Source organism: Mycobacterium sp. NGS19 (genome assembly GCF_059813155.1).
This window is the reverse complement of sequence record NZ_JCALEB010000007.1, coordinates 102,936-116,647: the sequence shown is the minus strand read 5'-3', so window position 1 is coordinate 116,647 and position 13,712 is coordinate 102,936. Positions and strand designations below refer to the sequence as shown.

Annotated in this window: 12 protein-coding genes and 1 pseudogene; 7 read left to right on the top strand and 6 right to left on the bottom strand. The window is 66.9% G+C overall.

Going from position 1 to position 13,712, the window contains the following annotated elements:
- Nucleotides 1-29: 29 nt before the first annotated feature.
- On the top strand, nucleotides 30-1,001 hold the full coding sequence (locus AC5Y4N_RS19610; protein ID WP_499911617.1) for a carbohydrate kinase family protein: 972 nt from the start codon (nucleotides 30-32) through the stop codon (nucleotides 999-1,001).
- Here the strand turns inward: AC5Y4N_RS19610 and asnB are convergent.
- Nucleotides 998-2,929, bottom strand: coding sequence for an asparagine synthase (glutamine-hydrolyzing) (asnB, locus tag AC5Y4N_RS19605; protein ID WP_499911620.1), 1,932 nt, complete (start codon nucleotides 2,927-2,929; stop codon nucleotides 998-1,000). The two genes, AC5Y4N_RS19610 and asnB, sit on opposite strands and share 4 nt — an antisense overlap.
- A gap of 153 nt (nucleotides 2,930-3,082) precedes the next feature.
- Here asnB and ctaC point away from each other — a divergent pair, with 153 nt between their 5' ends.
- The 4 genes from ctaC (at nucleotide 3,083) to AC5Y4N_RS19585 (ending at nucleotide 6,103) form a co-directional block, all read left to right on the top strand.
- Nucleotides 3,083-4,069, top strand: a complete 987-nt coding sequence (gene ctaC / locus AC5Y4N_RS19600; protein WP_499911721.1) for an aa3-type cytochrome oxidase subunit II — start codon at nucleotides 3,083-3,085, stop codon at nucleotides 4,067-4,069.
- Between the two features lie 9 nt (nucleotides 4,070-4,078).
- On the top strand, nucleotides 4,079-4,498 hold the full coding sequence (locus tag AC5Y4N_RS19595) for a cytochrome c oxidase subunit 4 (protein ID WP_499911623.1): 420 nt from the start codon (nucleotides 4,079-4,081) through the stop codon (nucleotides 4,496-4,498).
- Nucleotides 4,499-4,646: 148 nt separating this feature from the next.
- Nucleotides 4,647-5,483, top strand: coding sequence for an MmpS family transport accessory protein (locus AC5Y4N_RS19590; RefSeq protein WP_499911626.1), 837 nt, complete (start codon nucleotides 4,647-4,649; stop codon nucleotides 5,481-5,483).
- Nucleotides 5,483-6,103 carry a DUF2561 family protein gene (locus AC5Y4N_RS19585; RefSeq protein WP_499911629.1) on the top strand — a complete coding sequence of 207 codons (621 nt, stop codon included), beginning with the start codon at nucleotides 5,483-5,485 and terminating at the stop codon, nucleotides 6,101-6,103. The genes AC5Y4N_RS19590 and AC5Y4N_RS19585 overlap by 1 nt, the downstream gene beginning before the upstream one ends.
- Here AC5Y4N_RS19585 and qcrB read toward each other — a convergent pair.
- The 4 genes from qcrB to ctaE are packed head-to-tail and all read right to left on the bottom strand — an operon-like array spanning nucleotide 6,083 to nucleotide 10,471.
- Nucleotides 6,083-7,756 (bottom strand): cytochrome bc1 complex cytochrome b subunit, encoded by a 1,674-nt coding sequence (gene qcrB / locus AC5Y4N_RS19580; protein WP_499911632.1) that lies wholly within the window; start codon nucleotides 7,754-7,756, stop codon nucleotides 6,083-6,085. The genes AC5Y4N_RS19585 and qcrB overlap by 21 nt on opposite strands.
- On the bottom strand, nucleotides 7,753-8,919 hold the full coding sequence (qcrA, locus tag AC5Y4N_RS19575; RefSeq protein WP_499911633.1) for a cytochrome bc1 complex Rieske iron-sulfur subunit: 1,167 nt from the start codon (nucleotides 8,917-8,919) through the stop codon (nucleotides 7,753-7,755). Before qcrA ends, qcrB begins: the two co-directional genes overlap by 4 nt.
- Nucleotides 8,916-9,863, bottom strand: coding sequence for a cytochrome bc1 complex diheme cytochrome c subunit (qcrC, locus tag AC5Y4N_RS19570; RefSeq protein ID WP_499911634.1), 948 nt, complete (start codon nucleotides 9,861-9,863; stop codon nucleotides 8,916-8,918). The genes qcrA and qcrC overlap by 4 nt, the downstream gene beginning before the upstream one ends.
- Nucleotides 9,860-10,471: an aa3-type cytochrome oxidase subunit III gene (ctaE, locus tag AC5Y4N_RS19565; protein WP_499911635.1), complete on the bottom strand. Its 612-nt coding sequence runs from the start codon at nucleotides 10,469-10,471 to the stop codon at nucleotides 9,860-9,862. Before ctaE ends, qcrC begins: the two co-directional genes overlap by 4 nt.
- 86 nt (nucleotides 10,472-10,557) lie before the next feature.
- On the opposite strand from ctaE, the gene trpD reads away from it, so the two are divergent.
- A complete protein-coding gene (gene trpD / locus AC5Y4N_RS19560; RefSeq protein ID WP_499911636.1) occupies nucleotides 10,558-11,607 on the top strand; it encodes an anthranilate phosphoribosyltransferase in 1,050 nt (349 codons plus the stop codon).
- Here trpD and AC5Y4N_RS19555 read toward each other — a convergent pair.
- Nucleotides 11,545-13,326: pseudogene (locus AC5Y4N_RS19555) on the bottom strand (DEDD exonuclease domain-containing protein); the annotation flags it as partial. The gene trpD and the pseudogene AC5Y4N_RS19555 overlap by 63 nt on opposite strands.
- An 82-nt stretch (nucleotides 13,327-13,408) precedes the next feature.
- Here AC5Y4N_RS19555 and AC5Y4N_RS19550 point away from each other — a divergent pair.
- Nucleotides 13,409-13,603: a hypothetical protein gene (locus AC5Y4N_RS19550; RefSeq protein ID WP_499911637.1), complete on the top strand. Its 195-nt coding sequence runs from the start codon at nucleotides 13,409-13,411 to the stop codon at nucleotides 13,601-13,603.
- The last annotated feature ends 109 nt before the right edge of the window (nucleotides 13,604-13,712 follow it).

Below are 13,712 nucleotides of genomic sequence, written 5' to 3'. Positions count from 1 at the left end.
ACGCAGGCTAGCGTGAAAAGGATGACCACGTGACGATTGCCGTGACCGGCTCCATTGCGACCGACCACCTGATGCGCTTCCCGGGCAGATTCTCCGAGCAGCTGCTGGCCGACCATCTGCAGAAGGTCTCGTTGAGCTTTCTGGTCGACGATCTGGTGGTGCACCGCGGCGGCGTGGCCGGCAACATGGCGTATGCGATCGGCGTGCTCGGCGGCGATGCCGTGCTGATCGGTGCCGCAGGCATGGATTTCGCGGACTACCGCGAGTGGTTGCAAGAGCACGGCGTGAACTGCGACCACGTGCTGATCTCGCAGTCCGAACACACCGCAAGGTTCGTCTGCACCACGGATCTCGAAATGGCCCAGATCGCGTCGTTCTATCCGGGCGCGATGTCGCAGGCCCGGCACATCTCCCTCGAGAAGATCGTGTCCGCCATCGGCACACCGGATTTGGTGATCATCGGCGCCAACGATCCCGACACCATGTTCCTGCACACCGACGAGTGCCGCCGGTTGGGGCTGGCGTTTGCCGCCGACCCCTCACAGCAGCTGGCCCGCCTTTCCGGCGAGGAAATCCGCAGGTTGATCGACGGGGCCACCTACCTGTTCACCAACGACTACGAATGGGATCTGCTGCTGCAGAAGACGGGGTGGACCGAAGACGACGTGTTGGCGCAAGTCGATCTGCGCGTTACGACGTTGGGACCCAAGGGAGTTGACCTGGTCAGCCGCGACGGCAGCTCATTGCACGTGGGCGTGGTACCCGAAACCAGCAAGGTCGATCCGACCGGAGTCGGCGACGCATTCCGAGCGGGCTTCCTCACCGGCCGCAGCGCTGGGCTCGGGCTGGAGCGCTCGGCGCAGCTCGGCTCGCTGGTCGCGGTCTTGGTGTTAGAGACGAACGGAACCCAGCAATGGCACTGGGATCGCGAGGCCGCGTTGTCGCGCCTCGCCGGCGCGTACGGCCAGGACGCCGCTGACGAGATTGCCTCAGCGCTCTAAATCTGAACCGGATACTGGGGTTCGCTGATCCGCGGCACGATGCTGCCCTCGACGAAGATCGCATGCCACAGCATGAAGATCAGCACCGTCCACAGCCGGCGGCTGTGATCGCTGGAGCCGGCCAGGTGCTCGTCGAGCATCCGCCGCACGGCGGCCACGTCGATCAGCTCGTCGGCCTGCGTGGTGGCGATCATCTGGTGCGCCCAGTCGAGTAGCTCACCGGCCTGCAACCAGTGCCGAATCGGCACGGGGAAACCGAGTTTCGGCCGATGCAGCACATGCGCGGGCACAATCGGCTCCAATGCGCGCCGCAGCGCGTACTTGGTGGTGGTGCGGGTGATCTTCTGCCGCATCGGAAGCCGCGACGCGACAGCGAACACCTCCGGATCCAGGAACGGCACCCGAAGCTCCAGCGAGTTGGCCATGGTCATCTTGTCGGCCTTGACCAGAATGTCGCCCCGCAGCCACGTGAACAGGTCGAGATGTTGCATGCGGGCCACCGGATCCCAGTCGCGTGACTGCTCGTATACCGAAACGGTGACGTCGGTGTGGGTCCATTCCGGCCGGAAGTTCTTCAGCACCGCACGCAGCTGAGGATCGGAGAAGCTGCGCGCGTTACCGTAGTAGCGCTCCTCGAGGGTTTGCGAGCCTCGATGCAGCAGGCTCTTGCCGCGCATGCCTTCCGGCAGCGGTGCCGACACCTTGCGCATCGACCGGCGCACCTTTCCGGGAAGGTACTCGAAAGGCTTGAGCGACAAGGGTTCTCGATAGATCGTGTAGCCGCCGAACAGTTCATCGGCGCCCTCGCCGGACAGCACCACCTTGACGTGTTTGCGTGCTTCGCGGGCGATGAAGAACAGCGGCACCAGTGCCGGGTCGGCCACCGGCTCGTCGAGATACCAGACGATCTCGGGCAACGCTTCGACGAACTCGGCGGGGGAGACGACCTTCGAGACGTGCCGGGCGCCGATCGCCTCGGCCGATGCCACCGCGACGTCGACCTCCGAAAACCCTTCGCGCTCAAAGCCTGTGGTGAATGTGATCAGGCGCGGATTGTGACGGATGGCCAGCGCGGCGATGGCCGTCGAGTCGATGCCGCCGGACAGGAAGGCGCCCACGGTGACGTCGGCGCGCATGTGCTTGGCCACCGAGTCCTCGAGCACGGCGGTGATTTCGTCGTAGCGGGCCTGTTCGCTTCCGTTGACGAACGGCACCGCGGCGAAGCTCGGCTGGAAGTAGCGGGTGGTCTGCGGTGGCTGCCCGGGCCGGATGACGGCGTAGCAGCCCGATTCCAGACGCCGGATACCGCGGTGCAGGGTCTCCGGCTCGGGCACGTACTGCAGCACCGTGTAGTGCTGCACGGCGCGTTCGTCGAGCGTGAGGTCGGCGCCCAGCACGCCGGCGAGCTCCTGGAGGCATTTCTTCTCGCTGGCCACCGCGGTGCCGCCCGGTCCGGTCGCCATGAACAGCGGCTTGATGCCGAACGGGTCGCGTGCGCAGAACAGTTCGCCTCGTGCGGTGTCCCACAATGCGAACGCGAACATCCCGCGCAGCCTCGAGAGCGCGCCGGCGCCCCAGTAGTGATAGGCCGCGATGATCGCCTCGCCGTCGCCGTCGGTGTGAAACACCGCGCCGTGCTCGGCGGCCAGCTGGGCCCGCAACTCCAGGTAGTTGTAGATCTCTCCGTTGAACACGAGCACGTATCGGTCGGCGTCCTCGGCCGGCCCCCAGCGCAGCGGCTGATGCGAGTGCTCGATGTCGATGATCGACAGCCGGTTGAACCCGAACACCACCTGCGCATCCGACCAGGTGCCCGGCTCGTCAGGGCCGCGGTGGCGCATCAGATGCGACGCTTCGGCGACCTCGCCGACCAGCTCGGCGGTGCCTGCGGCCGACGGGTCACGCACCAGGGCCAGCAGTCCGCACATCGCGCCAAGTATGGCACCGCGGAGTTGCCCGGTCGCCTCACTGCCTCGACGGAGGGTGGTCTACGCTGCGTAGTAGCAACATCCCACCCGTTCGCCCTGACCACCACAGGAGGCGCCCACGTGAGACGGCTGCGGCTTCTCGGCTTGACGGTCATGCTCAGTGTGGCAGCCGTCACGCTGTCCGGGTGCAACGCCTACGACGCGCTGAAATTGGGCTGGCCGGACGGCATCACGCCCGAAGCCCACGACAACATGAAGCTGTGGATCGGCTCGCTGATCGCCGCGTTCGTCGTCGGGATCATCGTCTGGGGCCTGACGTTCTGGAGCGCGGCGTTTCACCGCCACAAGAAGGGCCAGACCGAGCTGCCGCGGCAGTTCGGCTACAACATGCCCCTTGAGCTGGTGCTGACGGTCACGCCGTTTCTGATCATCGCGGTGCTGTTCTACTTCACCGTGGTCGTGCAGGAACGCATGCTGAACAAGGACCCGGACCCCGAGGTGGTCGTCGACGTGACGGCGTTCCAGTGGAACTGGAAGTTCGGCTACCAGAGCGTGAACTTCAAAGACGGCACCTATCGCAAAGACCTCGCCGACAACGAGCGCAAGCTGGCCCAGGCCTCGAAGCCGGAAGGTAAGGACAAACACGGCGAGGAGCTTGTCGGGGCGATCCGCGGCAAGAATCCCGAGGACCGCAGCTACCTGAACTACGACAAGGTCGAGACGCTGGGCACCAGCGACGAGATCCCGGTCCTGGTGTTGCCCGCGCACAAGCGCATCGAGTTCCAGCTGGCCTCGGCCGACGTGGTGCACTCGTTTTGGATCATCGACTTTCTGTTCAAGCGCGACGTGCTGCCCGACCCGGACGCCAACCACACCGACAACAAGTTCCAGGTCTCCGAGATCGAGAAGACCGGCGCCTTCGTCGGGCGCTGCGCGGAGCTGTGCGGCACCTACCACGCGATGATGAACTTCGAAGTGCGCGTGGTAGAGCCCAACGACTTCAAGGCCTACCTCGACGCCCGGCTGGCCGGAAAGACCAACTCCCAGGCGCTGCAGATGATCGGGCTGCCGCCTGCGGCCGTCACCACCAAACCGTTCGACACGCGCCGGGGTGAACAGTCCCTGTCGGCGCCGAAGTAAGGACACGCCATGCATATCGAAGCCCGGCTGTTCGAGATCCTGACGGCCTTCTTTGCGCTGGCAACGGTGGTCTATGCGTTTCTGACCGCGTACTTCTTCTCGGGCGGCATCGAGTGGGCGGGCGTCACCGCACTGGTGATGACCACCGGACTGACGCTGATCATCGGGACGTTCTTCCGGTTCGTCGCGCGTCGGCTCGACACCCGGCCCGAAGACTACGAAGACGCCGAGATCGCCGATGGCGCAGGTGAATTGGGCTTCTATGCGCCGCACAGCTGGTGGCCGGTCATGGTGGCGCTGGCCGCCTCGGTGGCCGCGGTTGGGGTGGCACTGTGGCTGCCGTGGCTGATCGTCGCCGGCGTGGTGTTCGTGCTCAGCGCGGCGGCCGGTCTGGTGTTCGAGTACTACGTCGGGCCCGAGAAGCACTAGCGGCCTTCCCAAGGTCACAATCCGGCTCCAAGTTCCGGCCGGGGGACTGCGGGAGGAGTCGACCGCCCAGTGCCGTTGGGTAGTGTTGCCACGGGCACTCTGCGTGGCCCGCGCACCTATAGAGCGGTAACTGAGAAGGAATCTAGAGATGAGCGGGCCGAATCCCCCAGGGCCTGAAGAGTCTTTCGGGGATGAGCCAGGCGGCGAGACCACCGACACAGGGTTTTCCCGGGCTTACTCGGCTCCCGAGTCAGAGCAATTCACCAGCGGCCCCTACATTCCCGCCGACCCGGCGCTCTACGACTACGACGCCTACGACGCGCCGGGATACGAGGAGCAGCCGCCGCCGCCGCGCTGGCCGTGGGTGGTCGGCATAGCCGCCATCCTGGCGGCCGTCGCGCTGGTGGCCTCGGTGTCGCTGCTGGTGTTTCCCAGCCTCACGTCCAACCAGGCCGCGCCCACCACCACGAAGCCCTCGACACCGCCAGTGCAGGACCAGATCCCCAAGTCGACGCCGCCTCCGCCGCCGCCGACCAGTGAGCCGCCTCCGCCGCCGCCCTCGACCGAGACGATCACGGTGACGTCCGAGGCGCCGCCGCCTCCGCCGCCGCCGAGCTCGGAGGCGCCTCCGCCACCGCCGGCACCGTCGGCCGCGCCGAGCAGCAGCGCACCGCCTCCGCCACCGCCGACCACCACGACCACCACCCCGGCCGGTCCGCGACAGATCACCTACTCGGTGACCGGGACCAAGGCGCCCGGGGACATCATCACGATCACGTTCACCGACGCGTCCGGCCGCAGCCGCACCCAGCGCAACGTGTACATCCCATGGTCGTTCACGCTCACCCCGATCTCGAATTCGGAGGTCGGTTCGGTCGAAGCGTCCAGCTTGTTCCGGCTGAGCAGGCTGAACTGCTCGATCACCGCCAGCGATGGGACAGTCCTGTCCCAACGAACCGACAACTCCCCAGTGACGAGCTGCTGATGGACCGATCCGATACCGTTCTTCGCACCCTGCTGATCGCTTGCGCGGTGGTCTGGCTCGCCGTGATCGGAGTCAGCGTCGCGGCGATCGTCGCGCTCGTCGAACTCGCCTCTGGCAGGGCAGGGCAGCCGGCCGCCGACTCCGGCACGCCGTGGGGACTCTACGTCGTCATCGCAGTGTCGGCGGTGATCATTTTGGCGTCAATTCCGTTGCTGCTGAGGGCTCGTCGAGAAGCGCAGCTGGAACCGCCGCGCCGCGCGCCCGCGCCACCGCCTCCGGCGTATCCGCCCGTCGAGGCGACCACCGAGAAACTACGCGTGTTCGGGTCGGTGACCGACCCGGCGCAGCGGCAAGCGGGGGGTGCGGCGTCGTCGTCCAGAGTCGATGGCCTGTCCGATGACGAGATGGACCACGTGTGGCTTCGCTTCACGCTGTCGATGGCCACGGCTATCGGCGCGGCGACCTTGGCGGTCGCGACGGCTACCTACTTTCTGGGCGTTCAGCACGACGGTTCGGCATGGGCCGCGCTGACACTGGCGGGCGTCATTACCGTGCTGATGCCGTTGATCCCATGGCGGCAGCTGCGTCGGCTGGACGCGTCAGTGGTGCCCGTTCGGTGACTCGCCGTCGCGCGACCCGTTGAACCCGTTGACGCTTTCCTGACGCTCGCGCACCGCGGTGAGCGCCCGCTGTTCGGCGGCGTGCTGCGCCTCGGTCAGCGCCTGCTGCTCCGCTGGCGGGTCGGCCGTCAACAGGCTGCCCAGGCCAGGCGCGCCGCCGAGGCCCAGCTTGTTCATCCGCTTGGGCACCGGGGCGCCCTGGTACTCCAGCGGAATGGGATGGCCGTGCTCGTCGACCGGTCCCAGCGGCTGATGCAGTTCGATGTACGCGCCATGCGGCAGCCGCTTGATGATGCCGGTTTCGACGCCATGCTCGAGCACCTCACGGTCGCTGCGCTGCAACGCGATTGCCCAGCGGTAGGCAATGAAGTACACGATCGGCGGCAGCACCACCATTCCGATCCGGCCGATCCACGTGGTGGCGTTCAGCGAGATGTGGAACTTCAGCGCGATGATGTCGTTCATCGCGCTCATGGTCAGCACCATGTAGAACGCGATCGCCATCGCGCCGATGGCGGTGCGCACCGGCACGTCGCGCGGCCGTTGCAGCAAATTGTGGTGAGCGTCGTCCTTCGTGGCCTTCTTCTCGATATAGGGCCACAGCGGCAGCAGCACGAACACCAGGCCCATGAGCAGCGCCACCCAGACCGGCGCGGGGATGGTGTAGTGGCCGATGTAAATCTCCCACGGGGGGAAGATGCGAGCCAATCCCTCGGTCCACATCATGTAGAAGTCCGGTTGCGAGCCTGCGGACACCTGCGACGGCTTGTACGGGCCGAGCTGCCAGATCGGGTTGATCTGCAGCAGGCCGCCCATCAGGCCCAGGATGCCGACGACGATCGCGAAGAACGCCCCCGACTTGACCGCGAACACCGGCAGAATCCGCACCCCGACCACGTTTTGTTCCGTGCGGCCCGGGCCAGGGAACTGCGTGTGCTTCTGGTACCAGACCAGCGCGAGGTGAACACCGATGAGCGCCAAGATGATTGCCGGGAACAGCAGAACGTGCACCACGTACAGCCGCGGGATCAGGATGTCGCCGGGGAAGTCACCGCCGAACAGCGCCCAGTGCAGCCAGGTGCCGATCACCGGCATTCCCAACGTGATCGAGCTCAGCGCGGCGCGCAGGCCGATGCCCGACAGCAGGTCGTCGGGCAGCGAGTAGCCGAAGTAACCCTCGAACATCGCCAGGATCAACAGCAGCGAGCCGATCACCCAGTTCGCTTCGCGTGGCTTGCGGAACGCGCCCGTGAAGAAGATGCGGGCAAGGTGCACCATGATCGCCGCCGCGAACATCAGTGCGGCCCAGTGATGGATCTGCCGCACGAACAATCCGCCGCGGACCTCGAAGCTGATGTCGAGTGCGCTCTCGTACGCCCGCGACATCTGCACACCGTTGAGTGGTTGGTACACACCGTGATACGTGACTTCGGTCATCGACGGGTCGAAGAACAGCGTCAGGTAGACGCCGGTCAGCAACAGCACGATGAACGAATACATCGCGATCTCGCCGAGCAGGAACGACCAGTGGGTGGGGAAGACCTTGTTGATCTGGCGCTTCATCCCCGCGGCGAGGTGGTAGCGCTGATCCATCGCCTCCGCCTGATGGGCGGCGATGTCACCGAGTTTCGGGGGTTTCAGTGAAGGACTCATGTTGTCTTCCGTTCCCAGAATGCCGGCCCAACGGGCTCGATGAAGTTGCCGTTGGCTACCAGATACCCGTCCTTGTCGACAGTGATCGGCAACTGCGCCAATGCCCTCGCGGCAGGGCCGAAGATGGGCTTGGCGAAGTGCAGCAGGTCGAATTGCGACTGATGGCACGGGCACAGGATGCGGTAGGTCTGCTGCTCGTAGAGCGAGGCGGGGCAGCCCAGGTGCGAGCAGACCTTGGTGAACGCGAACAGGTCGCCGTAGTTGAAGCTTTCCTGCCCTTGACGTTTGACGACCTTGTGCATGTCATTGGGCTTGATGCGGATGAGCATCACCGGATTGCGCACGCCCATCGCGATTTCCGTGAGCTTCTCGTGCGACTCGACGGTGCTGCCGTCGCCGTCCGACTCCCGCCACGGGAATACCGTCATCATGCCGCCCGCGTCGAGGTCCTCGGGGCGCACTTTGATGAACGGCGACTCACCTGGCCGGCCCGTGGCGGTGGCCAAAAAGATGGTTTCGCCCTTGTAGCGCGGCGTCCACCCCGACGTCCACAGCACCGCGGTGGGCCCCTCCGATGTCTGCACCACCGGCTTCCACGGATTCTTGATGAGGCCACCGATGAACGCCACCACGGTGCCCAACCCGAAGGCGCCCAGGGCGACTCCGAACGACGTCTTGATCACCTTGCGGCGACCAATCGTCGAGGCGTCCAAGGTCTCGGTCAGCTCGGCCACAATGGTCTTGCGATCGACCTCGGACGACGGCCCGTCGTGGCGGTCCTGCACCACGATCTCTTCCGGGATGAACCGCTTCTGGTACAGAACGGCGCCGATCCCGATCGACAGGATCGACAAGCCGAACGTCAGCCCGTACAGAGGCGTGGTCAACGTGTAAAGCAGGCTGCCGGGAGCGTTCTGCGGCTTCCACTCCCACGGCCAGAACAAGAAGATCAGCAGCAGCGCCAGCCCGGAGAACCCGCCCAGCAGCAACCAGAACGCGACCCGCCGCTCGGCGCGCTTTTCGGCGCGGGTGCCCTCCACGGGCCAACGGGGCTCCTTGTAGAGGACCTCGACACCGTCGAGTTTGGTGCCGAGTCGTACCAGCTCGTCGCGGTCCATCTCGTTGAGCTCTTGATCGCTGGGCACCTTCGGCGTTTCCGTCATGTTGAGCGTGCTCCGATCCACAGGGCGGCGGCGATAACGCCCACGATTCCTATCAGCCACATCGCCCAGGCTTCCGACGTCGGCCCGAAACCACCTAGGCCGTACCCGCCGGGGTTCGGGACCTCAGAAGCCATTTTGACGTAGGCGATGATGTCCTTTTTCTCGTCAGGGGTGAGCTGGCGGTCGGAGAACTTCGGCATGTTCTGCGGGCCGGTGAGCATCGCAGTGTAGATCTGTGCCGGGTTCGGCTCGGCCAGGTCCGGGGCATACTTCCCCGAGGAGAGCGCACCCCCCTTTCCAGTGAAGTTGTGGCAGGACGCGCAGTTCAGCCGGAACAGGTCGCCGCCACGGGCGACGTCGTCGCCGATCAGCGACTCCATCGCGATCTTGCCGTTCTGGTCGCGCGGCACCGTCGGACCGCCGCCGTTGGCCTGCACGTAGGCCATCAGCGCGTCGATCTGGTTCTCGTCGAAGGCCGGCGGCTTGCGGGGCGCCTGCTGATTCTGGCTGGCCAGCGGCATGCGTCCGGTGGACACCTGGAAGTAGACCGCCGCCTCACCGACGCCGACCAGGCTGGGGCCGCGCTCGGCGATGCCCTGCAGGTTCGCCCCGTGGCAGGACACGCACGAGGTCTCGTAAAGCTGCTTGCCGTTGCGCACCAGCGCCTCTTGGGACTGGTCGGCGACGGCCACCTGCGGCTTGGGGGTGAGCGTGGCGGCCAAGCCGCCCGCAATGAACAGCGCGGCCAACAGCAGCAGACCGGCCGACAGGCGTCGGCGCAGCCGCCGACGGGACCGGCTGGTCGGGCCGAACCGGGCTGAGGGCTTTTTGCTCCTCGCGTCCGCGGCGGCCGTCTTGCTCCTCGCGTCCGCGGCGGCCGTCTTGCTCCTCACGTCCGCGCCAAACAACTGGGCTCCCTTCATCTTCGCCGCGCTGCGGGTCATCGGACGAAGTAGATGGTGGCGAACAACGCGATCCAGACGATGTCGACGAAGTGCCAGTAATACGAGACGACGATCGCCGCGGTGGCCTGCGCAGGAGTGAACTTGCTCATCGTGGTGCGGATCAGCAGCAAGATGAATGCGATCAAACCGCCGATGACGTGCAAGCCGTGGAATCCGGTGGCCAGGTAGAACACCGAGCCGTACGCGCTGCCGGGGATGGTGGTGCCGTGCTGCACCAGATGGATGTACTCGTAGCCCTGGCCGGCGATGAAGAAGGCGCCCATCAGAAACGTGACCACATACCAGCGGCGCAGCCCGAACACGTCGCCGCGCTCGGCGGCGAACACGCCCATCTGACAGGTGAACGACGACGCGATCAGCACCAGCGTCACCGGAACCGCTTGATACAGGTTCAGTTCGGTGGGCGGCGGCGGCCAGTTGCCTGCGGCCTGGGCACGGGCAGTGAAGTACATCGCGAACAATCCAGCAAAGAACATGAGTTCGCTGGACAGCCAGACGATCGTGCCGACACTGACCATGTTCGGCCGGTTCAGGGAATGCACTCGCGACGTGATCGCGGTTCCGGAGGTCCCTACAGCGCTCGTCACAAAAGAAGTATGACGCTTTGTAGTTGTCGGATTCCAGCGGGGGACCCTTTTGGTCACAAAGTGATCGCACGTGGGACCATCTGCGCGTGACGGCATTGTCGTGGCCGCAGGTGCTCGCAGCGCTGACCTCCGGAAATGAGCTGGAACCCGGAGGCGCGGCCTGGGCTATGGAGCAGGTGATGACGGGCGCAGCCACCCCTGCCCAGATCGCCGCGTTCGGTGTCGCGATGAAGATGAAGGGCCCCACCGCCGCCGAAGTCCGTGAGCTCGCCGACACCATGCTGGCACACGCGCGCAGACTGCCGGGGGCGCAGCTGGGGTCGGACGCCGTCGACGTCGTCGGCACCGGGGGCGACGGGTCCAACTCCGTCAACCTGTCGACGATGGCCGCAATCGTGGTGGCGGCCAACGGAATCCCGGTGATCAAGCACGGCAACCGCGCCGCGTCGTCGCGCAGCGGCGGCGCAGACGTGCTGGAGGCGCTCGGCGTGCGCATCGACCTGTCGCCCGACGACGTCGCGCGCAGCCTCACCGAGGTGGGCATCGGGTTCTGCTTCGCGCCGCTATTTCACCCGTCGTTCCGCCACACCTCTGTCGCGCGGCGCGAGGTCGGCGTCCCGACGGTGTTCAATCTCCTGGGGCCGCTGACCAATCCGGCGCTGCCGCGAGCCGGTCTGGTCGGTTGTGCCTTCGACGAGCTGGGCGAGGTGATGGCCGGCGTGTTCGCCGAGCGCGGGTCCAGCGTGTTGGTGGTCCGCGGCGACGACGGCCTCGACGAGCTCACCACGACCACCACCAGCACGGTCTGGCGGGTGCGGGCCGGGACGGTGACCAAGCTGACCTTCGACCCCAGCGAGTTCGGGATCGCCAAGGCCGAGTTGGCGCACCTGCTCGGCGGCGACGCCGACCAGAACGCCGAGGTAGCCCGATCGGTGCTGGCCGGGGCCGCCGGCCCGGTGCGCGACGCGGTGCTGCTCAACGCCGCGGGGGCGATGGTGGCGCACGCCGGGCTAGCCGGCGACGTCGAGTGGCGTTCCGCCTGGGAGTCGGCGTTGCAACGGGCCGCTACCGCGATCGACTCGGGGGCGGCCGAACACCTGCTCGCGCGTTGGGCGCGGTTCACACAAAAGGTCTAGCGACCCTTCGAACGCTTGAATGTCTTGCTCGGCAGCCAGTTTGGCAGAGCGCGCAGCCGCGGCCCAGGCCGCCCACGGGCCCGCGCTGGCAATCGGGACCGCATAGCCGCGTTCGGTCCGCACAATCCGAACGCCGGGCTTCTCGAGCCAGCGGGCGATCAGCGCGGACTCTTCGACCAGCGCGCCACCGAGCGGCGCGTCGGCCGGCAGAACCGTCTGGGCACCCGCGCACGCCGCCTCGATCACCGGCATCGGCGGCACGCCGCGCGGCGCGGTGACGGCGGCGGCCAACTGGGCGTGCCGGATCACCGCGATGTGCCAGCCGCCGTCGCCGTCGGGCGCGGCCGCGACCAGCTCGGGAATCTCGGCGAGCGCTCGCAGCCGCTGTGCCCGCCACAGCACCTCGACCGTCGCGGCCGCGTGATCCCGCAGCCGGCCGGCCGATTCGTAGTGGCCTCGCGCGGCGAGTTCGGCGATCCGGTCCGCGATCGCCGCCAGCGCTGCGTTGTCGCGGCCGTCGATCAGCGCTTCGGCACGTCGTGGTGCGTCGGCGTAGTCGGTGGCCGAAAGCCCGCGGGGCGCCGGGCACGGTGACACCTCCCGTTCGGGGCAGCTCGGGCCGTGGGTGGCGGAGCGGCCCAGCCGTGTGCCGCAGGTCCGCACTCCGGTGAACCGCGCCAGCAGTGCAGCGGTGTCGGCGGCGTCGGTGCGGGAGCGGAACGGGCCGACGACGCGGCTGCTCCGCGGTTCCCGCACCACGGTGAACCGCGGGAACGCCTCGTCGGACAGCGTCAGCCACCACCATCGGCGCGGGAACCGTGAGCGCCGGTTGTAAGGCGGTGCGTGCGCGGCCAGCAGCCGCAGTTCGCGCACCCCGGCCTCCAGCGCATGCGCGCACTCGACCACGTCGACGCCGGTGGCCAGCGTCACCATTTCACTGATCCGCGCCCGGCTGTCGGCGCCGGTGAAGTATTGGCTGACACGGCGTTTGAGGTTCACCGCGGTGCCCACGTAAAGGACCTCACCGCCCGGGCCGCGGAACAGGTACACCCCCGGCCGCGGCGGCACGCCGTCGGCGAGCACGCGTTTACGTCGTTGCGCCGCAGTGACATTCGGCAGATACGCCTGCAGATCTGTGTAGGTGTGCACGCCCTGGTTGCCCACCCGCTCGATGAGCGCGTGCAACACGTCGACGGTGGCGCGCGCGTCGTCGAGCGCGCGGTGGGTGGGCTGACACGAGACCGAGAACAGCTTGGCGAGCGCGGCCAGCCGCACGCTGGGCGCCTCCTCGCGCGAGAGCACCCGTCGGGCCAGCCGCACGGTACACAGCACCGGCGGACGTGGCCATGTGATGTCGCAGCGCCGCGCCGCAGCCTTGAGGAAACCGACGTCGAATCCGGCGTTGTGGGCGACCAGCACGGCACCGCGGGCGAACTCGAGGAACATGGGCAGGACTGCGTCGATCTTCGGTGCGTCCGAGACCATCGCGGTGGTGATGCCGGTCAGCTGCACGATCTGCGGTGGGATCACGCGACCGGGGTCCACCAGCGTCGCGAACTCGCCGAGCACGACGCCGCCCCGCACCTTGACCGCCCCGATCTCGGTGATCGCGTCGGTGGCCCGCCCGCCGGTGGTCTCCAGATCGACCACCACGAAGGTGGTTTGAGCGAGCGTGACTTCCGCCGCAGGGTCCACGTCGGCGAAGCTGAGCTGCTCCATGAGCGTTGACGCTAGGCAGGGGCACTGACACCGCCCGGGATTTGCGCGGAACCTGTCGGTGGGTGTCGCTACCGTCGCGGCCATGATCATTGACTGCGACGACTGCGCCGTGCGGGGCGCCGCCTGCAAGGAGTGCGTGATCAGTGTTCTGATCGGTGTTCCGGGCTCACTTCGAGACGACGAGTGCGCGGCGCTGGAAGCGCTTGCCGAAGCGGGGCTTGCGCCGCGGCTGCGGTTGGTTCCGATTCGGCGGCGGAAAGACCCTGGCGTTGCGTGACTTCTAAGATTGCCTCTTAGATTCGCCTGCCTGTTGGACAAGGTGGATGCCGTTTCGTAACCTATCTGAGACCTAAGCAGCTACGGGCCTCGGCCACGGCACTCGAAGG

Bases quoted from the DNA above. Each gene is read 5' to 3' on its own strand.
- ctaC (WP_499911721.1), top strand. From the start codon at position 3,083: ATGCTCAGTGTGGCAGCCGTCACGCTGTCCGGGTGCAACGCCTACGAC.
- AC5Y4N_RS19585 (WP_499911629.1), top strand. From the start codon at position 5,483: ATGGACCGATCCGATACCGTTCTTCGCACCCTGCTGATCGCTTGCGCG.
- qcrC (WP_499911634.1), bottom strand. From the start codon at position 9,863: ATGACCCGCAGCGCGGCGAAGATGAAGGGAGCCCAGTTGTTTGGCGCG.
- AC5Y4N_RS19550 (WP_499911637.1), top strand. From the start codon at position 13,409: ATGATCATTGACTGCGACGACTGCGCCGTGCGGGGCGCCGCCTGCAAG.
- AC5Y4N_RS19595 (WP_499911623.1), top strand. From the start codon at position 4,079: ATGCATATCGAAGCCCGGCTGTTCGAGATCCTGACGGCCTTCTTTGCG.
- asnB (WP_499911620.1), bottom strand. From the start codon at position 2,929: ATGTGCGGACTGCTGGCCCTGGTGCGTGACCCGTCGGCCGCAGGCACC.
- qcrA (WP_499911633.1), bottom strand. From the start codon at position 8,919: ATGACGGAAACGCCGAAGGTGCCCAGCGATCAAGAGCTCAACGAGATG.
- AC5Y4N_RS19590 (WP_499911626.1), top strand. From the start codon at position 4,647: ATGAGCGGGCCGAATCCCCCAGGGCCTGAAGAGTCTTTCGGGGATGAG.
- qcrB (WP_499911632.1), bottom strand. From the start codon at position 7,756: ATGAGTCCTTCACTGAAACCCCCGAAACTCGGTGACATCGCCGCCCAT.